The sequence below is a fragment of the Pseudomonas sp. NPDC090201 genome, from assembly GCF_044746825.1.
In the GTDB taxonomy this organism is placed as follows: Bacteria; Pseudomonadota; Gammaproteobacteria; order Pseudomonadales; family Pseudomonadaceae; genus Aquipseudomonas; species Aquipseudomonas putida_AD.
In genome coordinates this window covers 949,739-970,725 of the sequence record NZ_JBIVCX010000001.1, presented here as the reverse complement: position 1 = coordinate 970,725, position 20,987 = coordinate 949,739, and the positions used below count along the sequence as shown (strand labels likewise).

The window sequence follows — 20,987 nt, the reverse complement described above, 5'->3', positions numbered from 1 at the left end:
TACCGGTGCCCTATAGAGTGCCGGCTTTTTTCCAGGTCAAGTACCGATTGACCAACTGCGGCCCGAGTTCTCCGGGCCGCACATCCAGTATCGCAATGCCATGAGCACGCAGGCGCTCATGGAGGCCTGCGCGTGCGTTGAGGAAATCCACCGTGCCGCAATAATCCAGCGCTTGCTGCCAGCTCTGTACCGGGGCAAGCCGCTGTTCGTCGAGCACCTCCTCGCGAAGGCTGGCAATCAATACGCGATGGTGGCGGCTCAGGTGCTTGACTGCAGCGAGCAGCTGATCGTCGTCCTCATCGCGCAGGTTGGTGACCAGCACCACCAGCGCGCGCCGTTTCTGCCGGGCGAGCAATTGCCGGATCGCCGCGCCGTAGTCGGCGGGGTGGCGGGTGCTGTCCAGGTCGTAGACGTGGTTGAGCAGCAGGTTCAACTGGCTGGCGCCCTTGACCGGAGGGAGGTGACGATTCTGCTCGGCGGCAAAGGTCGAAACACCCACTGCGTCGCCCTGGCGCAGCGCGACGTAGCCCAGCAGCAGGCAGGCATTGAGCGCGTGATCGAAATGGCTGAGCTCGCCATCCTGGCTGCGCATCCGGCGCCCGCAATCGAGCAGGAAGACAATCTGCTGGTCCCGCTCGTCCTGGTACTCCCGGGCAATCGGTGTGCGCTGGCGGGCGGTGGCCTTCCAATCGATCTGCCGCAGGCTGTCACCCTCGCGAAATTCGCGCAGTTGATTGAACTCCAGGCCCAGGCCCCGACGTTGGCGCTGGCGCACGCCGATCTGGCTGAGCCAGTTGTCGACCCCTTGCAACTGGCCGCCGTGCAGCCTGGTGAAGTCGGGGTAGACCCGTGCCGAGCTGGAAGCCGGCAGGTAGCGCCGCGACAGCCACAGGCGCAACGGGCTGCGCAGCTGGATCTCGATGCGCTCGAAGGTGAACAGGCCCCGGCTGGTGGGGCGCAGACGATAGCTCAAGCGTGCGCTGCGCTGCGCCCGCAGAACCACATCCTGGGACAGGTGTTGGCCTTCGAATCGGTTACCCGGCCCCACGGGCCCATGATCGAGCATCGTCAGCGGCAGGGCACGAGATGAATCCTGGGCGATCTCGATGCTGACGTCGCTCCAGCGACCCAGCGCCAGGCTGCCGGGCAGGTGCCGCTGGACGCGAGGGGAGGGCAGGCGCCACAACCAGAAGGCGTCCAGTGCTGCCAGCCCGCCGATCCCCCAGAACAGCACCCAGAACAGGCCATCGAGTTTTGCCACTGGTCCACGCCCCAGCGCCTGGAGAACCCCCAGCAAGAGGGCGATCCCGGTCAGGCTGGCAAGCCACCAGAGCAGGCGCGGGGAGGGCTTGAGCAGTTGCTTCATTGGCGCGGCGCCGGGACCTGATCGAGCAATTGCTTGAGCACCTGATCCACCGACATGCCTTCGATGTCCAGTTCCGGCGACAGCCTGACCCGATGCCGCAGCACCGCCAGGGCGCAGCCCTTGATGTCATCGGGAATCACGAACTCACCGCCGCGCAGCAGCGCCCGAGCCCGCGCACCGCGCACCAGTGCGATGGAGGCGCGCGGCCCTGCGCCGAGGGCCAGGCCCGGCCAGGTGCGAGTGGCGCGAGCCAGCCGAACGGCGTAGTCGAGCACCTGTTCATCCACCGGCAAATCGCTGGCGATGCGTTGCAGCGCCTGCACATCCTTGGCGTGCATCAGGGTGCGCAGAGGCTGCACCTCGAGCATGTCCGAGCGGGTGGAGCGGGTCACCTGGCGGACCATTTCCAGTTCCTGCTCGGCCTGGGGGTAATCCATGCGCAGCTTGAGCATGAAGCGGTCAAGCTCGGCCTCGGGCAACGGATAAGTACCTTCCTGCTCGATGGGGTTCTGGGTCGCCAGCACCATGAACGGCTGCGGTACCGGGAGGGCGCGGCCTTCGAGGGTGACCTGGCGTTCCTGCATCGCTTCGAGCAGGGCTGCCTGGGTCTTGGCCGGCGCGCGGTTGATTTCGTCCGCCAGCAACAGATGAGTGAACAACGGGCCCTTGCGCAGCTTGAACTGCTCGCTCTGCATGTCGTAGACCGCATGGCCGGTGACATCGCTGGGCATCAGGTCCGGGGTGAACTGTATGCGGGCGAAATCCCCGCCAAAGCAGCGTGCCAGGGCACGGACCAGCAGCGTCTTGCCAAGGCCGGGAACGCCTTCGAGCAGCACATGGCCGCCGCCGATCAATGCGGTCAGCACGTCATCGATCACCGTGTCCTGGCCGATGACGGCCTTCTGCAGCTCGTGGCGCACGGCCTGGGCCAGGTGGATGGCCCGTTGCCGCTGCTGCGCCGGATTGCTGGCCGGGGCCGGTTGATGTTCGGCGTCCCGTTGCTCGGCGGCGGGCTGCTCGAGGTGTTCGGCGGGGCTCGCTACGCTGCTCGACGGGCTGGTCGGTTGATCGCTCATAAGGCATTCCTGAGGGTTTGCAGGTAGGCAACCTGACGGGTGAATTCGCTGCTGGAAAGGCGCTCTTCAAGGCGCGGGCGCAGTGCGTGGCCGATGTCACTGGTGGGCTGGCGCGTCACGCGCGCCAGCATTTGCCACTGCTCGGTGACCGGCAGTGCGTCGAAGCCTGGGTGGCGCTGCCGGGCACGGCGCAGGATGTCCTGCTGCAAGGCACGCAGTAACGCCTGTTGGCCTCTGCGGCGCAACATGAAATCGGCGCTGGCGCGCAAATGCTCGCCCAACTGGCGACGGGCCAGGGAAGGCTCGGGTTGCAGTGGCCCCTGACGCATTCCGGCATGCCAGAGCCCTGCCCCCAGGCACAGCGCCAGAGCCAGCAGGGCCTGGGGGAAGTACTTCCAGAGCAGGCCGAAAAGATCGTCGTGATCGGTGCGCAGCAACATCGTGACATCGCTGTCCTGGCTCAGATACCACAGCAGCCAGGCGTTGTCGTACTTGCCGATGGCGCGGGTTTTCCACAGGTCCGCATCCGTCAGCACGGTGATCAGCCCGTCGCCGTAGACCATCTGCAGCATGTGGGTTGCATCCGCGCTGTTGGCCCATGACTGGGCATGATCCTGCGGGTCGTCCAGATGGAAGGCCGGGTCGAAGCTCATGTACGCCGGATCGCTTTCGTTCTGCACATACAGGCGCGTCAGTTCCGGCCAGGGCGTGGGCGGCGCCTTGACGTCCGGGGTGCTCAAGGGGATGACCGGCTTGAGCTGCTCGCGCTCCCGGCGTTTGTCCTGTTCGCGCAGGTCGCGGGTGAGGAACTGGCGAATCTGCAGTTGATCGAGCAACGGATCGCCGCTGCGCCCCTTTTCTTCGTCCCACAGTTGCTCGGCGACGAACAGCAGCCGTCCGCCGGCGCGGGTCCAGCTAAGCACGCGCTTGATTTCGGCCGGGGTCATTTTCTCCCGGGTATCGAGCAGCATCAGGGTCTGCGCCTGCTCGCCAGTATCGGGGAGCGTGTTCAGCGCCTGGATGGTCCTGACTGAAATCCCCCGCTGGCTCAGGAAGGTTTCGGCGGCCAGGTAAGGGTTGGCTCGCACTTCCGGAGACGGCCCCTGATCGACCGTTTCCTGATAGTGCTCCAGTTTCTTGAGCCACGGCACGGCAGCGGCGATAACAGACACCACAACCAGCGCTGCGACTAGCATCCCGAGGCGTCTGCTCATGTCGGCGCCCCGGTTCCGAACAACTGCCGCCAGTCATCGCACAGGGCTTTGTGCACCGCAGCAGCCGGTAGCTGGTGCCCGTAGGCGAGATTCTGCCAGTGCCGGGTGAGCTCCCGGCTGTAGCTGTGAAGCGAGGGCTGGTCCAGTGCGGCGACGCGCTCCAGTACCTGGCCTTCGGTATCGGCGTTTTTCAGCGGCAGTTGGTAGTCCGTCAGCAACCGGTTGAGCAGCCCCCGGTACAACAGGCTCAGGGCCTCGCGCGGTGACTGCTGCCAGAGCCTGTCTGCGGCAGCGGCGATGTCATCAGGCAGGCTTTCGGCGTTCACCTGCAGGCCAAACAGTTGCTGGGGGACGTCATGCCGTGTTTTTTTCCTGCGGGGCGTGCGATTGACGAAGGTGGCGAACCAGCTTCGGTAGCGCCAGATCACCCACGCCGTCAGTACGCCGATCGATGTCCACAGCAACACTTCGAACACCGTCGACAGGGTTTTGCCGACGTTGAGCAATTGCACGATCAACTGCGCCAGCCAGTTGGGCGTGTCGCTGGTTTTAGCTCCGTGTTTCTTTTCGGGCAGGCGCCAGCCCGAAACAGGTTTTGGATTCTTGAAGGGCGGGCTGTCCAGCACCGCCTTGATATCGGCTCGCGAGTCCTGACTGTTCAGTGCCTGGCCCAGCAAGCGGGCAGCGGTAGGCCCGGCTACCTGTTCATCGGCCAGTGGTGAATCCAGTGGCGGCAGTGGACAGCTGTAGGGTTGCTCATCCAGAGGTTCATCCGCCATGACCGGCTGCGAGGCCAAACCGAATGCCAGGGAGCAGCCGATCAACAGGACGTAGGCGCTGCCAATGACGCGCTGGCGCAGGCGACGGAACGTCAGTTCGATGTCCCAGCCCTCTAGCGTGGTGCGCCGATTGAGGTAGAGGGCGAAGCCACAGGACACGTAGACAGGGCCCCAGATCACCAGCACCAGGGCGTAGAACGCGTTGGTCAGGTGTTCGAGCCAGTTCCACCGGCCTTCGATGTCCAGCAGGCTGCGCCATGACCAGTCGAGCTCGATCTGCTGGGGAAGCAGCGCATAGAACAGCACCAGCAGGCCGACCCAGAGGGAAAGTTCCAGCGAGCTGCCCATGGAGGTCAGGCAGCGCGCCACCCGCAGGTTCTTCTCCCCCAGCAGGGCGATCCGCTGTGCGCGGGCCAGGCCGTCTAGCCCTTCGAGTTGCTGAACCGGCAGATTGAAGCTGCGGCTCAGGCTGAAACGCCGCCACGTCAGGCTGGCGATCAGCTGTGGCTTCAGGGCGCGCGGCCATGCCTTGAGTGCCTGCCTGAGCGAGGGCGCCTCGCCGAACAGCGCCTGGGACAGGATCAGCAACGGCAGCCGTTCGAAAGCGGGCTTGAGCCACCAGAACAGCAAGATGGCCAGGGTCGGGTAATCCCAGAGCAAGGCAGTCAGCAAGGCGAAGACCGGGATCGTGACAATCGCCCAACTGCTCATCAGCAGACCCCGATGCCGGCCCGCGAGTACGACGCCCAGGTCGACCGCTTCCCAGGGATTGCGTGGGCGAATGGCGACGCAGGATTCAGTCAGGCGCATGGGCGGTGCGTCCGGCGAAAGTCAGATAGGCGGCCACCAGGGCCCACAATGCGGCGCCGACCAGATACTTGGTGACGGGGTGTGGCCAGGTCATCGATGACCAGTACGCCTCGATGAACGCGGCAATCAGCAGGAACAGCATCACGCCGCCGATCAGGCGCACGCTGGTCTTGGCCGCTATCCGCAAGGCTTCGCCCCGTCGCAGCGGGCCGGGGGCCAGCAGCGCCCAGCCCAGCTTGAGACCTGCAGCGCCCGCCAGGGCAATGGCGGTCAGTTCGAATGCACCGTGGCCGACCACGAAGGGCCAGAAGGTTTCGCCGAAGCCGACGCGGGTGAGGTGCCCGGCGACGGCCCCGATCATCAGCCCGTTGAACAGCAGGAAGAACAGGCTGCCCAGGCCAAACAGCAAGCCGCTGGCGAAGGTCTGAAAGGCGATGCCGATGTTGTGCATGATGTAGTAGCCGAACATCAGCCAGTCGGCGCTGGCCCCTCGCTCTGCCGCCTGGCCCAGACGCCGTGCGGCGGGGTCGTACATGGCTTCCATTTCAGTCACGTCAGCGGGGCTGACCACGCTGTAGATCAGGTCGGGGAAGGCGTGGACCAGCAGCCCCATGACGATCAGGCTGCCAAAGAACAGCCCGCCGGCCAGGGCCACCAGACGCCATTCGGCGCGCACCAGCCGTGGAAAGTCGGCCAGCACGAAACCCAGGACTTGCGCGCCGAACTGGCTGCGATGCCGGTAAAGCTGCTGGTGGCCGCGCATCGCCAGTTGTTGCAAGGGCTCGACCAGGTGCGTGCTGTAGCCGCGCTCCTGCGCCAGTGCCAGGTGCTGGCAGACTTGCCGGTAGTGTTCGGTGAAACCGTCCCCGGCCTGGCTGCTGCCCCGGCTGCGCTCGAGTGCTTCCAGGCGCTCACCGAAGTGCGTCCAGCTCTCCTGATGACGTTGTTCGAACTGGCTCTGTTTCATGGCGAACCCGCCAGACCACGGGCCACGCCGTTCAGATGATCGACGGCATGAGCCGGGGACGCGGGTGAGGGCATCTGCAACGGCACCGCCAGAATCGAAGCCAGCTCCTGGGCGCGAGCGGGTGAGAGCGCTTGCTGGCGCTCGGCGAACTCCAGCACCGCGCGCTGTTCCTCAAGCGTCAGCACCAGGGGCACGAGGATTGGTTCCGCCTCGGGCAGGACTGGCCGTTGCGCGGGGGCATCGCGGTAGATCACCAGGGTGCCCGCCGCCAGATCGCCCAGGCGTTTGAACCGGGGATGCTGCAGGCAGGTGAACGCCCCCAGGCAGTAGCCGACCGGCAGCATGTCGACGAAGCGCAGCAGGTTGCGCAACAGCGAAGCTGACCAGCCGACCGGCGTGCCGTCGTCGTGGACCACGCGCAGGCCCATCATCTGTTTGCCAGGCGTGCGGCCCTGATTCAGCACTTCGAACAGCACCATGTACCCCCAGTTGGCCAGAAACAGCGCCAGCATGAACAGGCCGGTGCCGAAATCCCCAAGGGCGCCAAGTACCAGGAACAGGGCTGTGAGCAACGCGCCGCGTATCAGCAGGTCGAATGAGAAAGCCAGCGACCGGGACAGCAGGCCGGCCGGGCGCAGGACCAGGTCGATGCCCTCCGGGGTTTCCATGCGGATGCGGGTGTCCAGCGGGGCAGGCTGCGCAGCGATCCTTGGCCAAGCTTGCGAGGAGGACATTGTGGGGAAGGGTACGCCTGGAAATAAAGTTTGATGCTAGCCAGCGCGGCAGTGCTAAGCAACCGGAGGTTTCATCGGATAGCTGTGGGAAACGTCTCTAATTGTCAGTGCCGGCCTCGGGCGGTCAGGCGACGAGGGTTCATCTGTTAAACTGCGCCGATCATCTGTTCAGGATCCACCCGTGACTTCCAGCATCTTCTGGTACGACTACGAAACCACAGGGATCAATCCGCGCAATGACCGGCCGCTGCAGGTGGCAGGCATTCGCACCGACGATCAGCTCAACGAGATCGGCGAGCCGGTCAATCTCTATTGCCAGCCCAGCGATGACATCCTGCCGCATCCGGCTGCGTGCCTGGTGACCGGCATCACCCCGGACAGGCTGGCCGAGAAAGGGTTGTGCGAAGCTGATTTCATGACCCGCGTGCACGCCGAACTGTCCTTGCCGGGCACCTGTGGCGCGGGCTACAACACCCTGCGTTTCGATGACGAGATGACGCGCTACAGCCTGTACCGCAACTTCTTCGATCCATACGGGCGTGAGTGGCAGGGCGGCAACAGCCGCTGGGATCTGATCGATGTTGTGCGTACGGCCTATGCCCTGCGCCCGGAAGGTATCGTCTGGCCGCAGGAAGAGGGCCGCGTCACGCTCAAGCTTGAACGGCTGACTGCCGCCAATGGCATCGATCACGGGCAGGCCCATGACGCACTCTCGGACGTGCGGGCAACTATTTCGCTCGCGCGTCTGATTCGTGACAAACAACCCAAGCTCTACGACTATCTTTTCCAGTTGCGCAGCAAGCACAAGGTCCAGGACCAGATACGCCTGCTGCAACCGCTGGTGCATATATCGGGGCGGTTTTCCGCAGCGCGAAGTTATTTGAGCATTGTTGTCCCGCTGGCCTGGCACCCGACCAATCGCAACGCACTGATTGTCTGCGATCTGTTCCACGACCCTCGCCCGTTGTTGGAGCAAGACGGCGAAACCTTGCGCCAGCGCTTATATACCCGGCGCGAGGACCTGGGCGAAGGCGAATTGCCGGTTCCCCTCAAGTTACTGCATATAAACAAATGCCCGGTAGTCGCACCTTTTAGCGTGCTGCGCGAGGAAGATCGTCAGCGCTTAGAGTTGGATCTGGATGTCTACAGGCAGCGTACCATCGCGCTGCGGGAAGGTCAGGAAATCTGGCAGGACAAGTTGAAAACGGTTTATGCCAGCGAGGAATTCGCTGTCAGCCAGGATCCCGAACAGCAGTTGTATGATGGTTTTATCAACGACCGCGATCGCCGGCTTTGTGAACAGGTTCGTATTGCCGAGCCGCAACAACTGGGCAAAGAGGCGTGGCCATTCGATGATCCACGACTTCCCGAATTACTGTTCCGCTACAGGGCACGCAATTTCTCGGAAACCCTGACTGTCGAGGAGCATCAGCGCTGGCTGAGCTTTTGCCAGTTGCGCCTGAGTGATCCGCAGGCCGGGGCGCCGAACACGCTCAAAGCCTTTACCCGCGCCCTGATCGAACAGTCGCTCAAGGCCACGCCAGAGCAGCTCAAGGTGCTGAGCCAGTGGCAGGACTACGCATTGCAACTTCAGCAACGCGTGGGGTTGTGACCGTTATTGAATCCGCAAGCCGACCCATAAAAAACGCCAGCATCGGCTGGCGTTTTTTCATGTCGCACATCACTGTACAACGGCTGGCGTACTACCCGGGGGATTAGCCCAGCAGGGTTGCCCAGCTTTCAACTTCGTCACCGCCCCACTTGGCTTTCCACTCTTTCAGAGTCTTGTGGTTGCCGCCTTTGGTTTCGATGATTTCGCCGTTGTGCGGGTTCTTGTATTGCTTGACCTTGCGTGCGCGCTTGGTGCCGGTAGTTTTGACGACTGCGCCGCGTGGTGCTTTCAGTTTGGATTCTGGATCCAGCAGCGCAATGATGTCGCGCAGGGATTTCTGGTATTCGCCCATCAGCGTGCGCAGTTTGCCTTCGAACTCAAGTTCTTTCTGCAGTTTGTCGTCTGCTTGCAGGTTTTGCAGGCGGGCTTGCAGTTCTTTGATGGCTTCTTCTGTTGCGCGGTATTCGTTGATCAGGGACATGAGGGCTACCTATGTTGTGATGGGCACGTCGTAATGACGCAATAATAGGCAGAGTATTAGGCCAAGTAAACATTTAAGATAAGTTTTATCTGACGCATTTTGAAATAGCTGTACAAAAAGGTCGTTCGAAGAAACAAGAGTTGTGCAGCCCGGTGCAAAACAGCGCCTCTGTTTAGTGCAGTTATCGCGGGCCGGCCTGGCAGGTGCGCGCGCCTCGAAAACACTGACCCATTACCGCCGATCGGATCCTGATTCGGGCCCTGCAAAATCATCCTCACCCAAATACTGCACAGTCGCCGGGTAATCGCTAGAATAGCCGCCTTTGCGAAGTTCTGGAGTTTCCCCTCATGCGCACTTTTCGTCTGGTGATTGCTTGCCCGGACCGCGTCGGCATCGTTGCCAAAGTCAGTAACTTTCTGGCGTCGTACAACGGCTGGATTACCGAAGCGAGCCATCACTCTGACAACCTCAGCGGCTGGTTTTTCATGCGTCATGAAATCCGTGCCGATACCCTGCCGTTCGATATCGAGGGATTCCGCGAGGCGTTCGCGCCTATCGCCGAAGAGTTTTCGATGGATTGGCGCATCACTGATTCGGATCAGAAAAAGCGCGTCGTGCTCATGGCCAGCCGTGAATCGCATTGCCTGGCGGACTTGTTGCACCGCTGGCACAGCGATGAACTGGACTGCGAAATCGCCTGCGTGATTTCCAACCACCAGGACCTGCGCAGCATGGTCGAGTGGCACAACATCCCTTACTACCATGTTCCGGTCGATCCGAAAGACAAGGAGCCGGCGTTCGCCGAAGTCTCGCGTCTGGTCAAGCAGCATGAAGCCGATGTCGTGGTACTGGCGCGCTACATGCAGATCCTGCCGCCGCAGCTGTGCCGCGAATACGCGCATCAGGTGATCAACATCCACCACAGCTTCCTGCCGTCGTTCGTCGGTGCCAAGCCGTACCACCAGGCGTCGCTGCGCGGCGTGAAGCTGATCGGCGCGACCTGCCACTACGTCACCGAAGAGCTGGACGCAGGTCCCATCATCGAGCAGGACGTGGTGCGTGTCAGCCACCGCGACAGCATCGAGAACATGGTGCGTTTCGGTCGTGACGTCGAGAAGATGGTCCTGGCTCGCGGCCTGCGCGCGCACCTGGAAGACCGCGTGCTGGTGCATGACAACAAGACCGTAGTGTTTGACTAATCGCCAATTGTAGGAGCGCGCTTGCCCGCGACCGGCCGTGTCAGACACATCATAGGTGTCAGGATGGACGCGGTCGCGGGCAAGCGCGCTCCTACAGGCAGCATTCTGGAGTCTTTCACCATGACCAACCCCCTCGATAAGGCCACATCCAAGGCACCGCCCACCCTGGGCGAGGGTTGCCTGAGCCGCTATGACCCTGACGCCCTGTCGCCTGAGGATGGCACTGACTTTGAAGGTGCGGCGCAGTTGTGGGAGCAGTTGAAGCCTGACGCCAAGTCCGATGACGAGCCTTCAGGCAGTCTTGATCCGCAGTAGCTTCATCAACAGCGGCCTGCCCACCATCAGCAGGAACACTGGCCCGCCCGCCACCAGATAGAAGTAATAGGTGACGATGCGCCAGATCAGGATCGCAGCCGCCGCCGTCGATTTCCCGACCATGGGCGCCAGCAGCGCGGCCGAGGTCAGTTCTGCTGCGCCTGCGCCGCCCGGTGACAGGCTGAATTGACCGGCACTGAGCGACAGCATCTGCACCAGAAACGTCCACGCCCAGTCGATATCCACGCCCAACCCCAGCAACGCCAGGTACATCACGCTGTAGCGCAGGCTCCAGTGGATGCAGGTGAGCACGAATACCTTGAACAGGATGCGATGGGGCATCTTCCAGGTTTCGGCCAGGGCGTCACGAAAATGCAGCAGCTTGCGCGCCCAGCGGATGCGGGTGCTGTTCTTGCGCTTGAGGGCCTTTAGCAGCTTTCCGTTGAACAGGATGATGCGTCGGTGATAACGGGCGAACCCTGCACAGGCGCACAACCCCGCGCCGATCAGCAAGGCGCTGGCGATGAGCATCCATTCCAGGTTTTCACTGAGCTTGTGGAATACCGCGTAGACCAGGATGCCGATCAGGGCCAGCAGAAAGAACAGCAGGTCATTGAGCTGGTCGGTGGCAAAAGCCGCCGTGCTCTTGGCCGGGCCGATGCCGCAACGTGACAGCAGCGCCACCAGTGTCAGTGGTGCACCGCTGCCTCCGGGCGTCGCGCAGTAGGCGAACTCGGTGGCCATGACCACCGCCAGGCTCTTGCGCATGCCGATGCCCTGGGCACTGTCTCCCAGCAGCAGACGCAGGCGCATGGTGTTCATGCACCAGCCCACCAGCACCATGGCGAACATTCCCAGCAACAGCAGCAGCGGAAAGTTGCGCAGCCGATGAAACATGTCGAGGCCGCCCATGAAGAAGGGGATCGACAGGGCCAGGATGAGAATGACAGCCAGCCATACGAGTCGCTTCACGCGGCGGGCCCGGAATCATGGCTCAAGGGGGCGGACCGGGCGGGCCGTTCTGGGGTATGCACGATGGGCACCTTTTTGTTTTGCGTCCTGTGTGGACCGTCCGCAGGGAGGGATGTTCGGCAAGCCTCGTTGGGTCGAGCGCCATTGTAGTGGTCATTTCGCGGGTTGAACTAGAGTGAAGAAACCGTCGCCGGCTGTCGAGGTGGGTCGCCGACGGCCATTTTTCGACAGACACGACCAGCGGGTGACCACATGCCGGATTCTCTACAGATACTCATCGGCGCCAGCCTCGACGGCCAGCCGGTCGGGCAGGCCATGCGCCTGGCCAACCGCCACGGACTGGTGGCGGGCGCGACCGGGACCGGAAAAACGGTGACCCTGCAGCGTCTGGCAGAAGTATTCAGCGATGCCGGTGTAGCGGTGTTCGCCGCCGACATCAAAGGCGATCTGTGCGGGCTGGGTGCGGCGGGCAATCCACAGGGCAAGATCGCCGAGCGGATCGCCGGGATGCCATGGCTCAATCACAAGCCCCAGGCTTATCCGGTCACGCTGTGGGATGTGCACGGCCAGTCCGGTCATCCGTTGCGCACGACGCTGTCGGAAATGGGCCCGTTGCTGCTGGGATCCCTGCTCGAACTGACCGACAGCCAGCAGTCTGCGCTGTATGCGGCGTTCAAGGTCGCTGACCGCGAAGGGCTGTTGTTGCTGGACATCAAGGACCTCAAGGCGCTGCTCAACTACCTGCGCGACAACCCGCAGGTACTGGGTGAAGACAGTGCCTTGATGACTACCGGCTCCAGCCAGGCGCTATTGCGCAGGCTTGCAGTGCTGGAGCAGCAGGGCGCTGAAGCCTTGTTTGGCGAGCCAGCGTTGCAGCTCGAAGACATCCTGCACCCTGCGAGCGACGGGCGAGGGCGCATTCATCTGCTCGACGCCAGTCGTCTGGTGCATGAGGCGCCCAAGGTCTACGCGACCTTTCTGTTGTGGCTGCTGGCCGAGTTGTTCGAGCAACTGCCCGAACGCGGAGACGCCGACAAACCGCTGCTGGCCCTGTTCTTCGATGAGGCGCATCTGTTGTTCGCCGACACGCCCAAGGCCTTGCAGGATCGTCTTGAACAGGTGGTTCGGTTGATTCGCTCCAAAGGCGTGGGCGTGTATTTCGTCACCCAGTCCCCCGGGGATTTGCCGGACAACATTCTGGCGCAACTGGGGTTGCGGGTTCAGCACGGGCTAAGGGCCTTCACCAGCAAGGAGCAGAAATCCTTGAAGGCCGTGGCGGATGGCTTTCGCCCCAATCCTGAATTCGATGCGCTGGCGGTGCTCACCGAGCTGGGGATCGGCGAGGCGTTGGTGGGGACGTTGCAGGAAAAGGGGACGCCGGAGATGGTCAGGCGAGTGCTGGTGGCGCCGCCGCAATCGCGTATCGGGCCGTTGAGCGAGGCCGAGCGGGCAGCGTTGATCGCGCAATCGCCACTGGCCGGGCATTACGACAAACCGGTCGATCGTGAATCGGCCTACGAGATGTTGCTGGCGCGCAAGGTGCCAGAGGCCCAGGCGGCACCGGCAGCCGAAGAAAAGTCCGAGGGCGGGTTTGCCGATATGGCGGGCGGGTTTCTCGGCGGATTGGCGGGGCAGGCGGTCAAGAGCGCCATGCGCCAGGCGGCCAGTCAGATTGGCCGGGAGTTGGTGCGCGGCTTGATGGGATCGTTGTTGGGCGGGAGCAAGAAGCGGCGCTAAAGCTAGTAGCAGCGCGGCTTGCCGGCGGGGCGATCTTGAGGACGCCCCGCCGGCAAGCCGTGCTGCTACGGGTCGTATGTCACAGTTTCCGTAGCAGCCGGGCTTGCCCGCGGGGCGATCTCAAGAGCGCCGCCGCTGGCAAGCCGGTCAGGTGTGCATCACGCCAACGCTTTGGACGCCAGCCAGAACAGGCCGGCCGACAACGCGACGGTGGCCGGCAGCGTCAATACCCACGCCAGCAGGATGTTGCGCACGGTGCCGCCTTGCAGGCCGCTCTTGTTGGCGACCATGGTTCCGGCCACACCCGAAGACAGGATGTGGGTGGTCGAAACCGGCAACGCGAACACGTTGGCCAGGGCGATGGCGCTGGCGGTGGTGATCTGCGCCGACATGCCCTGGGCGTAGGTCATGCCCTGCTTGCCGATCTTCTCACCGATGGTCAGCACCACACGTTTCCAGCCGACCATGGTGCCGATACCCAGCGCCAGAGCGACCGCCAGGATTACCCAGAACGGTGCGTATTCGGTGGTGGTCGTCAGGTCCTTGCGCAGCTTCTCAAGATCGGATTTTTCCCGCGCGTCCAGCGATGGCAGCTTGCTGACCTTGCGTGCGGTGTCATCCAGGCACAGCAGGTAGCGGCGCACTTCGATGCGGTGCTCCGGTGCCAGGCTGTGGTAGTCGGTCACGCCCTTGAGGGTGTTGAGCAGCGCGTCGATGGTCGGCTCGGTCTGCTCCGGGTTGCAGCTGAAACGCTCGGGCAGGTCCCCGGTTTTCGACTTGCCCAGCGCCAGGTATTCGCCCAGCGTCGCATTGTTGCGCTGATAGAACTGGGACAGGTGCAGGGTCGCGTCGCGGGTGCGCTCGATCTGGTAGGTAGTGGTGCTCAGGTCGAGTACGAACTGCGCCGGCACGATACCGATCAACACCAGCATGATCAGGCCGATGCCTTTCTGACCGTCGTTGGAGCCGTGCACGAAGCTGACAGCCATGGCCGAGATCACCAATACCAGGCGATTCCAGAACGGCGGGTGCTTCTTGTCGTCGATGGTGCGGCGCTGTTCCGGGGTCTTGTGCATCTTGGACAGCGGGCGCCAGGCCTTCAGGCCGATCAGCACCAGGGCTGCGACGATAAAGCCCATCAGCGGCGAGAACACCAGCGAGGCACCGATATCGATCGCCTTCTGCCAGTTCACGCCATCGGCCAGCGGAATGTGATTGATCAGTGCGTTGGCCAGGCCCACGCCCAGGATCGAGCCGATCAGCGTGTGGGAGCTCGACGCCGGAATGCCGAAGTACCAGGTACCCAGGTTCCAGGTGATCGCGGCCGCCAGCAACGAGAACACCATCGCCAGACCGTGACCGGTGTTGACGTTGATCAGCAACTCGACCGGCAACAGGTGAACGATGGCATAAGCCACGCCGACGCCCCCGAGCAGCACCCCGAGGAAGTTGAACACACCAGAGAAAAACACCGCCAGGTGGGGCGGCATGGCCTTGGTGTAAATGACTGTCGCCACCGCGTTGGCGGTGTCATGAAAGCCGTTGATGAACTCGAAGGTGAGGACGAAAGCCAGGGCGAGCAGCAGGCTCACAATCACCCAGGCATCCAGTCCGCTGAATAAATCGATCATGGAAGGTTTTCTGACCCGGTATTAAGGGGGCGGGATTATGACAGAAAAAAAACTAATCGATAGGCAAGCCGCCAATTGGTAGCGATCTGCAACGAAATTTCTGTCCGGCCACCCCATTGACTTCCTGTCGGGAAGCAAAAGGCATGCTTCAACCTTAGCTGAAACCGGGTCGGGTGCAGGCAGGGCGTGATGGTCGTCCTGCTTGAAGCCTTGGGCAGCCTGGAAGATTCACGGCTCTTCTTTGAGCTCGTTTTCCATTTTCTGCAGTTCTTGCTTGAACGCCTGGTCGAGCAGGCTGGCACGTTTGCGCCATGGCTTGCGTTCAGGCTCGGGCTGAGCGGCGTAGGTGGTTACCTCACCGCCGTAGACTTCCTTGTAACGTTGTTCCTGGCGCTCTAATTCTGCGCGCAGTTCATCTTTGGTCACGTTGTTACCTGATGGTGTCGAGTTTGATTCTGGCGATAACGCAGTGGCGGGAAGTACTGAAGGCCATCGGCAAGTCGACTGGAAAACAACCAACGCGACGAGTCTTGGGCAACAGTATTGAACACTTCTGTCACAAGCGGCTACGTACACCAGAACGACAAAGCTGTCGTAGCTACATTCACTTTGATCCGGGTTGCCAGAGTACTGGCGTATTGACCAGGCTTGCGGCCTGTCTATCGCCGGGCAATGCACTCGGGTAGTGCACGCGTTGCGTGGATTGGATCCAGGCCTTGTTGGTCTGGGAAGCCCGCGCCATGGCGTAATAGCATGTCAATTGACGAGTACTATCTCCAAGAAGAACGCTTGAGTCAACTCTGTGCAAAGCCGTAATTGAATTAATGAGGATTAAATCTGATTTCTTGTACGAAGCGTCCGAAGTTTGTAGCAGCGGATGTCGTGACAGAAGTTTGTTATCTCTGTTGCCGAATGCCTGAGACAAAAAACTGGCGGCGTAATTCCATGGAGTTACGCATCGGGGGATCGGCGGAATGTATCTGAATGTCTACAAATGACATTGTTGATGAAGGGCGTGGAGACAAAAACGGCCTTGCGGTTAGCAAGGCCGTTGCCTGGGACTTCTCAGTGGGTACCTGACCAGTATTTCCAAGAAGCCACACAGTGGCGTGTGAAAGGTATAAGCAACAGCGCAGCGGGTCAATTGCGATTATCGGCCAGTCGTTCGATAATCGCCCAAATCCCCCTTGCCGTCGTTCGAAAAAGAGGCGAGAGTGGCGCTATAGATGGCCTGCGTGGCTGCGACGAACGGTGTCAAGATGAACGATCAACTGCGTAATTCATTCGCCTCGCTGGCTCCGCCCATCGTCGCATCACCTGCCAAACGCATTGCCGCCCTCACCGGTGATCCTGATTTCATGACGTCGCTGGCCCGTGGGCTGGCGGTCATTCATGCGTTTCAGGAGCGCAAGCGTCACTTGACCATCGCGCAGATCAGCCATCGCACCGAAATTCCCCGCGCGGCGGTCAGACGTTGCCTGCACACGCTGATCAAACTCGGTTACGCCACCACTGACGGACGTACCTATTCGTTACTGCCGAAGGTGTTGACCCTGGGTCATGCGTATCTCTCGTCGACACCGTTGGCTGTTTCGTCCCAGCCCTACCTGGACCGGATGAGCAACCAACTGCACGAGGCCTGCAACATGGCCACGCTCGAAGGGGACGACATTCTCTATATAGCCCGTTCTGCGACTACCCAGCGGCTGATTTCGGTGGATCTGGCCGTGGGCGGGCGCCTTCCGGCGTATTGCACCTCGATGGGCCGGATTCTGCTGGCAGCGCTGGACGATGTGTCATTGCATGAGTATCTGGATCACGCTGACCTTCAGCCCAAGACGAGCCGCACCCTGTGCACGCCCGAGGCCTTGCTCGAATGCCTGCAGCAGGTTCGCCAGCAGGGTTGGTGCATCGTCGATCAGGAACTGGAACAGGGCCTGCGCTCGATTGCCGTGCCGGTGTATGACGCCTCGGGCCAGGTGTTGGCGGCGTTGAACGTCAGCACCAGTGCCGGGCGAGTGGCGCGCAGTGAGCTGGAGCAGAAATTCTTGCCGATCATGCTCGATGCCAGCCGGGATTTGAGTGCGCAGTTGTTTACCTGAGTTCGCTTGGGGGCGGCGGCGTTCTTGAGATTGCTCCCGCGGGCAAGCCCGGCTGCTACGGGAGCTGTGGCGTTCTGTATATCCAGGGCTTACCGCGCACCGTAGCAGCACGGCTTGCCGGCGGGGGCGATCTTGAAACTGTCGACGCCGGCAAGCCGGACTGCTACGGGATGACCCCTCCACAGGATCTGTTCGGTTATCGAACGCTTAGTCGATTATCGGATTGTCCCGCTGTGCGCTCAGGCATAACCTCCATCACATCCTGGCGATGCAAGCGTGTGCCGTTGCCAGACATGGTCAGGTAATGGGAGAAACATGATGCGTGACGTTTTTATCTGCGATGCAATCCGCACTCCGATTGGCCGGTTTGGCGGCGCGTTGGCCACCGTTCGTGCTGACGATCTGGCCGCGCTGCCGATCAAGGCCCTGATGGAGCGCAATCCTTCGGTGAACTGGAACGAGGTGGACGAGGTGTTCCTCGGTTGCGCCAACCAGGCCGGCGAAGACAACCGCAACGTGGCGCGCATGGCCGCACTGCTGGCGGGCCTGCCGTACACCGTACCGGGCGTGACCCTCAACCGCCTGTGCGCCTCTGGCCTCGATGCCGTGGGCAGTGCGTTCCGTGCGATTGCCAGCGGCGAGATGGAGCTGGCGATCGCCGGCGGCGTGGAGTCCATGTCCCGCGCGCCGTTCGTGATGGGCAAGGCCGACGCCGCCTTTGGCCGTGGCCAGAAACTGGAAGACACCACCCTGGGCTGGCGTTTCGTCAACCCGCAGATGAAAGACCAGTATGGCGTGGAAACCATGCCGCAAACCGGCGACAACGTTGCCGAAGACTTCAAGGTGTCCCGCGAAGACCAGGACGCCTTTGCCCTGCGCAGCCAGCAGCGCACCGCAGCAGCCCAGGCCAGCGGCTTCTTCGCTGAAGAAATCGTGCCGGTGCGCATCGCCCACAAGAAGGGCGAAACCATCGTCGACAAGGACGAGCACCCACGCGCCGACACCAACATGGAAGCGCTGAGCAAGCTCAAACCGGTCAACGGCCCGGGCAAGACGGTCACGGCAGGCAACGCAGCGGGCCTCAACGATGGCGCGGTGGCGCTGATTCTGGCGTCCGCCGAAGCGGTCAAGAAACACGGCCTGACCCCACGCGCCCGCGTACTGGGCATGGCCAGCGCCGGTGTCGAACCTCGGGTTATGGGCGTGGGCCCTGTGCCTGCGGTGCGCAAACTGGTCGAGCGTCTGGGCCTGGCCGTGTCGGACTTCGACGTCATCGAACTCAACGAAGCCTTCGCAAGTCAGGGCCTGGCGGTGATGCGCGAGCTGGGTCTGGCGGACGATTCACCCAAGGTCAACCCGAACGGCGGCGCCATTTCCCTCGGCCATCCCCTGGGGATGAGCGGGGCGCGTCTGGTGCTGACGGCGTTGCATCAATTGGAGAAAACCGGCGGCAGCAAGGGACTTGCCACCATGTGCGTCGGCGTAGGACAGGGCCTGGCTCTGGCGATAGAAAGATAAACGACACACCACGCGATCAACCACCCGAGCCCATCGGTTTGCCTCCACGAAAAGGCAACCCGAGGGCTTGGGCGGTTGTCCTTGTGATGTCGAAGTGTTACTGCTTAAGTCTTAGTGTTACAGGTTATGTCGTAGACTGACTGGCCTTTAAAAAATATGGGGAAACAATAATGACAACGACTCACTACACCGGAGAAGAAAGGAGCAAACGGATCTTTGCGATTGTGGGTGCCTCTTCGGGCAACCTCGTGGAATGGTTCGACTTCTACGTCTACGCCTTCTGCGCCATCTATTTCGCACCGGCTTTCTTCCCGTCCGACGACCCGACCGTGCAACTGCTCAACACCGCAGGCGTGTTCGCTGCGGGCTTCCTGATGCGTCCTATCGGTGGCTGGCTGTTTGGCCGTGTCGCCGATAAGCATGGCCGCAAGAACTCCATGATGATCTCGGTCCTGATGATGTGCGCAGGCTCGCTGGTGATCGCCTGCCTGCCCACCTACGCCTCGATCGGTGCCTGGGCGCCATTCCTGCTGCTGGTGGCGCGACTGTTCCAGGGCTTGTCGGTGGGTGGCGAATACGGCACCACGGCCACCTACATGAGTGAGGTGGCCCTACGCGGACAGCGCGGTTTCTTCGCCTCGTTCCAGTACGTGACCCTGATCGGCGGCCAACTGCTCGCCGTGCTGACGGTCGTGATCCTGCAGCAATTTCTCAGCGCTGACGAACTCAAGGCCTACGGCTGGCGGATTCCGTTCGTGGTGGGTGCCATCGCCGCCGTGATCTCGCTGCTGCTGCGTCGCTCGCTCAAGGAAACCACCACCGCCGAAGTGCGCAAGGACAAGGATGCCGGCAGCATGTCCGCGCTGTTCCGCAATCATTCCGGCGCGTTCATCACCGTGCTGGGTTACACCGCCGGTGGCTCGCTGATTTTCTACACCTTCACCACGTACATGCAGAAATACCTAGTGAACACCGTGCACATGGACGCCAAGACCGCCAGCTACATCATGACCGGGGCGCTGTTCATGTACATGTGCATGCAGCCGGTGTTCGGCGCGCTGGCCGACAAGATCGGGCGTCGTGCCTCGATGCTGTGGTTCGCAGGCCTGGGCACGATTTGCACGGTGCCGATCCTGATGACCCTGAAAACCACCACCAGCCCGGTTCTGGCCTTCGTGCTGATCACCCTGGCGCTGGCCATCGTCAGCTTCTACACCTCGATCAGTGGCCTGGTGAAGGCCGAGATGTTCCCGGTGCATGTTCGCGCGCTGGGCGTGGGCCTGGCCTACGCCGTGGCCAACGCCATCTTCGGCGGCTCGGCGGAATTCGTGGCCCTGAGTTTCAAGAACATGGGCTCGGAAAACACCTTCTACTGGTACGTGACCGCGATGATGGCGATCGCCTTCCTCTTCAGCCTGCGTCTGCCGAAGAAGCCGGAATATCTGCACGAAGATCACTGACGTCATTACGCGCGCCTGCGATCGGGCGCGCGTCATCCATACTCTTCAACGACTTTCTCGCAAAGTGCTCGACATAAAAGGGAGCTGCTATGGCATTCGTACAACTTGAAAATGGTGAAATGCATTACCAGATCGACGGCCCAGCCAATGCGCCGGTGCTGGTGATGTCCAACTCGCTGGGGACCGACCTGCACATGTGGGACGCGCAGGTTCCGGCGTTGAGCAAGTCGTTCCGGGTGGTGCGTTACGACACCCGCGGCCATGGCAAATCCCTCGTGACCCAAGGGCCGTACACCATCGAACAACTGGGGCGCGATGTGCTGGCGCTGCTCGATGCGCTGAAGATCAAGCAGGCGCATTTCTGCGGGTTGTCCATGGGCGGCCTGATCGGCCAGTGGCTGGGTATTCACGCCAATGACCGCCTGCACAAACTGATCCTGTGCAACACCGCAGCCAAGATCGGCGGACCGGAAATGTGGGATCCGCGCATCAAGATGGTGGAGGAGGGCGGCGAACAGGCAATGAAGGAACTGGGCGCCGGTGCCGTAGGACGCTGGTTCACCCCGGACTTCGCACGGGACCACGCCGACAAGGTTACGCCGGTGACCGACGTCCTGGCCTCGACTTCCTCCCTGGGCTACGCGGCCTGTTGCGCGGCGGTACGCGATGCCGATTTCCGCAAGCAGTTGCACACGATCACGGTGCCGACGCTGATGATCTGCGGTAGCCACGATGCAGTGACCACGGTGGCCGACGGGCACTTCATCCAGAACCACATTGCCGGTTGCCAGCTCTCGGATTACTACGCGGCGCACCTGTCCAATGTTGAGTTGGGTGAGGTGTTCACTTTGCGTGTGACGGAGTTCCTGCTGAGCTGAATGCGCGCCGCCTGCCTCGTAGCAGCACGGCTTGCCGGCGGGGGCGTCGTGTCAGGCAATAAATCTGTGCCTGATCCACCGCACCCGCCGGCAAGCCGTGCTGCTACGGGATCGCGGCGGTACGGTAATCCGAGAC

The 20,987-nt window shown here is 62.0% G+C and carries 18 protein-coding genes; 8 read left to right on the top strand and 10 right to left on the bottom strand.

The window, feature by feature from the left end; translation table 11 throughout:
* Positions 1–10: 10 nt before the first annotated feature.
* The 6 genes from ACIPOO_RS04455 to ACIPOO_RS04430 are packed head-to-tail and all read right to left on the bottom strand — an operon-like array spanning position 11 to position 6,946.
* Positions 11–1,366: a DUF58 domain-containing protein gene (locus ACIPOO_RS04455; protein ID WP_400604711.1), complete on the bottom strand. Its 1,356-nt coding sequence runs from the start codon at positions 1,364–1,366 to the stop codon at positions 11–13.
* Positions 1,363–2,442, bottom strand: coding sequence for an AAA family ATPase (locus ACIPOO_RS04450; RefSeq protein WP_400604709.1), 1,080 nt, complete (start codon positions 2,440–2,442; stop codon positions 1,363–1,365). Before ACIPOO_RS04450 ends, ACIPOO_RS04455 begins: the two co-directional genes overlap by 4 nt.
* Entirely contained in the window at positions 2,439–3,656 is a 1,218-nt protein-coding gene (locus ACIPOO_RS04445; RefSeq protein WP_400604707.1) for a DUF4350 domain-containing protein, read from the bottom strand. The genes ACIPOO_RS04450 and ACIPOO_RS04445 overlap by 4 nt, the downstream gene beginning before the upstream one ends.
* Positions 3,653–5,245 (bottom strand): DUF4129 domain-containing protein, encoded by a 1,593-nt coding sequence (locus tag ACIPOO_RS04440; protein WP_400604705.1) that lies wholly within the window; start codon positions 5,243–5,245, stop codon positions 3,653–3,655. Before ACIPOO_RS04440 ends, ACIPOO_RS04445 begins: the two co-directional genes overlap by 4 nt.
* Positions 5,232–6,212 (bottom strand): stage II sporulation protein M, encoded by a 981-nt coding sequence (locus ACIPOO_RS04435; protein ID WP_400604703.1) that lies wholly within the window; start codon positions 6,210–6,212, stop codon positions 5,232–5,234. Before ACIPOO_RS04435 ends, ACIPOO_RS04440 begins: the two co-directional genes overlap by 14 nt.
* The gene (locus tag ACIPOO_RS04430; protein WP_400604701.1) at positions 6,209–6,946 is read right to left on the bottom strand and encodes an RDD family protein; all 738 of its coding nucleotides are present in this window, start codon (positions 6,944–6,946) and stop codon (positions 6,209–6,211) included. Before ACIPOO_RS04430 ends, ACIPOO_RS04435 begins: the two co-directional genes overlap by 4 nt.
* 181 nt (positions 6,947–7,127) lie before the next feature.
* On the opposite strand from ACIPOO_RS04430, the gene sbcB reads away from it, so the two are divergent.
* On the top strand, positions 7,128–8,558 hold the full coding sequence (sbcB, locus tag ACIPOO_RS04425) for an exodeoxyribonuclease I (protein ID WP_400604699.1): 1,431 nt from the start codon (positions 7,128–7,130) through the stop codon (positions 8,556–8,558).
* 103 nt (positions 8,559–8,661) lie between these two features.
* Here the strand turns inward: sbcB and mvaT are convergent, their stop codons facing one another.
* Positions 8,662–9,039, bottom strand: coding sequence for a histone-like nucleoid-structuring protein MvaT (mvaT, locus tag ACIPOO_RS04420; RefSeq protein ID WP_400604697.1), 378 nt, complete (start codon positions 9,037–9,039; stop codon positions 8,662–8,664).
* A 347-nt stretch (positions 9,040–9,386) separates the two neighbouring features.
* On the opposite strand from mvaT, the gene purU reads away from it, so the two are divergent.
* Positions 9,387–10,238, top strand: coding sequence for a formyltetrahydrofolate deformylase (gene purU / locus ACIPOO_RS04415; protein WP_274134776.1), 852 nt, complete (start codon positions 9,387–9,389; stop codon positions 10,236–10,238).
* 120 nt (positions 10,239–10,358) lie between these two features.
* Entirely contained in the window at positions 10,359–10,553 is a 195-nt protein-coding gene (locus tag ACIPOO_RS04410) for a hypothetical protein (protein ID WP_274134778.1), read from the top strand.
* On the opposite strand, the gene ACIPOO_RS04405 is transcribed toward ACIPOO_RS04410, so the two are convergent.
* Entirely contained in the window at positions 10,530–11,525 is a 996-nt protein-coding gene (locus ACIPOO_RS04405) for a YbhN family protein (RefSeq protein ID WP_400604694.1), read from the bottom strand. The genes ACIPOO_RS04410 and ACIPOO_RS04405 overlap by 24 nt on opposite strands.
* 252 nt (positions 11,526–11,777) lie before the next feature.
* On the opposite strand from ACIPOO_RS04405, the gene ACIPOO_RS04400 reads away from it, so the two are divergent.
* Entirely contained in the window at positions 11,778–13,262 is a 1,485-nt protein-coding gene (locus ACIPOO_RS04400) for a helicase HerA-like domain-containing protein (RefSeq protein WP_400604692.1), read from the top strand.
* Between the two features lie 158 nt (positions 13,263–13,420).
* Here ACIPOO_RS04400 and ACIPOO_RS04395 read toward each other — a convergent pair whose 3' ends face one another.
* Together ACIPOO_RS04395 and ACIPOO_RS04390 are read right to left on the bottom strand one after the other, a co-directional pair.
* Positions 13,421–14,893, bottom strand: a complete 1,473-nt coding sequence (locus ACIPOO_RS04395; RefSeq protein WP_274134783.1) for an inorganic phosphate transporter — start codon at positions 14,891–14,893, stop codon at positions 13,421–13,423.
* Positions 14,894–15,121: 228 nt separating this feature from the next.
* Positions 15,122–15,319, bottom strand: a complete 198-nt coding sequence (locus ACIPOO_RS04390) for a hypothetical protein (RefSeq protein WP_274134785.1) — start codon at positions 15,317–15,319, stop codon at positions 15,122–15,124.
* Between the two features lie 833 nt (positions 15,320–16,152).
* On the opposite strand from ACIPOO_RS04390, the gene pcaR reads away from it, so the two are divergent.
* The 4 genes from pcaR (at position 16,153) to pcaD (ending at position 20,851) form a co-directional block, all read left to right on the top strand.
* Positions 16,153–16,995, top strand: a complete 843-nt coding sequence (gene pcaR / locus ACIPOO_RS04385; RefSeq protein WP_274134786.1) for a pca regulon transcriptional regulator PcaR — start codon at positions 16,153–16,155, stop codon at positions 16,993–16,995.
* Between the two features lie 315 nt (positions 16,996–17,310).
* Entirely contained in the window at positions 17,311–18,513 is a 1,203-nt protein-coding gene (gene pcaF / locus ACIPOO_RS04380) for a 3-oxoadipyl-CoA thiolase (RefSeq protein ID WP_274134788.1), read from the top strand.
* Between the two features lie 170 nt (positions 18,514–18,683).
* Positions 18,684–19,973, top strand: coding sequence for an MFS family transporter (locus tag ACIPOO_RS04375; protein ID WP_400604689.1), 1,290 nt, complete (start codon positions 18,684–18,686; stop codon positions 19,971–19,973).
* An 89-nt stretch (positions 19,974–20,062) separates the two neighbouring features.
* A complete protein-coding gene (gene pcaD / locus ACIPOO_RS04370) occupies positions 20,063–20,851 on the top strand; it encodes a 3-oxoadipate enol-lactonase (RefSeq protein ID WP_400604687.1) in 789 nt (262 codons plus the stop codon).
* The last annotated feature ends 136 nt before the right edge of the window (positions 20,852–20,987 follow it).

Excerpts from the sequence above, each read along its gene's own strand:
- ACIPOO_RS04435 (WP_400604703.1), bottom strand. The coding sequence starts at position 6,212 with ATGAAACAGAGCCAGTTCGAACAACGTCATCAGGAGAGCTGGACGCAC.
- ACIPOO_RS04410 (WP_274134778.1), top strand. The coding sequence starts at position 10,359 with ATGACCAACCCCCTCGATAAGGCCACATCCAAGGCACCGCCCACCCTG.
- purU (WP_274134776.1), top strand. The coding sequence starts at position 9,387 with ATGCGCACTTTTCGTCTGGTGATTGCTTGCCCGGACCGCGTCGGCATC.
- ACIPOO_RS04450 (WP_400604709.1), bottom strand. The coding sequence starts at position 2,442 with ATGAGCGATCAACCGACCAGCCCGTCGAGCAGCGTAGCGAGCCCCGCC.
- ACIPOO_RS04395 (WP_274134783.1), bottom strand. The coding sequence starts at position 14,893 with ATGATCGATTTATTCAGCGGACTGGATGCCTGGGTGATTGTGAGCCTG.
- ACIPOO_RS04400 (WP_400604692.1), top strand. The coding sequence starts at position 11,778 with ATGCCGGATTCTCTACAGATACTCATCGGCGCCAGCCTCGACGGCCAG.
- mvaT (WP_400604697.1), bottom strand. The coding sequence starts at position 9,039 with ATGTCCCTGATCAACGAATACCGCGCAACAGAAGAAGCCATCAAAGAA.
- ACIPOO_RS04445 (WP_400604707.1), bottom strand. The coding sequence starts at position 3,656 with ATGAGCAGACGCCTCGGGATGCTAGTCGCAGCGCTGGTTGTGGTGTCT.
- ACIPOO_RS04375 (WP_400604689.1), top strand. The coding sequence starts at position 18,684 with ATGACAACGACTCACTACACCGGAGAAGAAAGGAGCAAACGGATCTTT.
- ACIPOO_RS04430 (WP_400604701.1), bottom strand. The coding sequence starts at position 6,946 with ATGTCCTCCTCGCAAGCTTGGCCAAGGATCGCTGCGCAGCCTGCCCCG.
- pcaR (WP_274134786.1), top strand. The coding sequence starts at position 16,153 with ATGAACGATCAACTGCGTAATTCATTCGCCTCGCTGGCTCCGCCCATC.
- ACIPOO_RS04455 (WP_400604711.1), bottom strand. The coding sequence starts at position 1,366 with ATGAAGCAACTGCTCAAGCCCTCCCCGCGCCTGCTCTGGTGGCTTGCC.
- pcaF (WP_274134788.1), top strand. The coding sequence starts at position 17,311 with ATGATGCGTGACGTTTTTATCTGCGATGCAATCCGCACTCCGATTGGC.
- pcaD (WP_400604687.1), top strand. The coding sequence starts at position 20,063 with ATGGCATTCGTACAACTTGAAAATGGTGAAATGCATTACCAGATCGAC.
- ACIPOO_RS04440 (WP_400604705.1), bottom strand. The coding sequence starts at position 5,245 with ATGCGCCTGACTGAATCCTGCGTCGCCATTCGCCCACGCAATCCCTGG.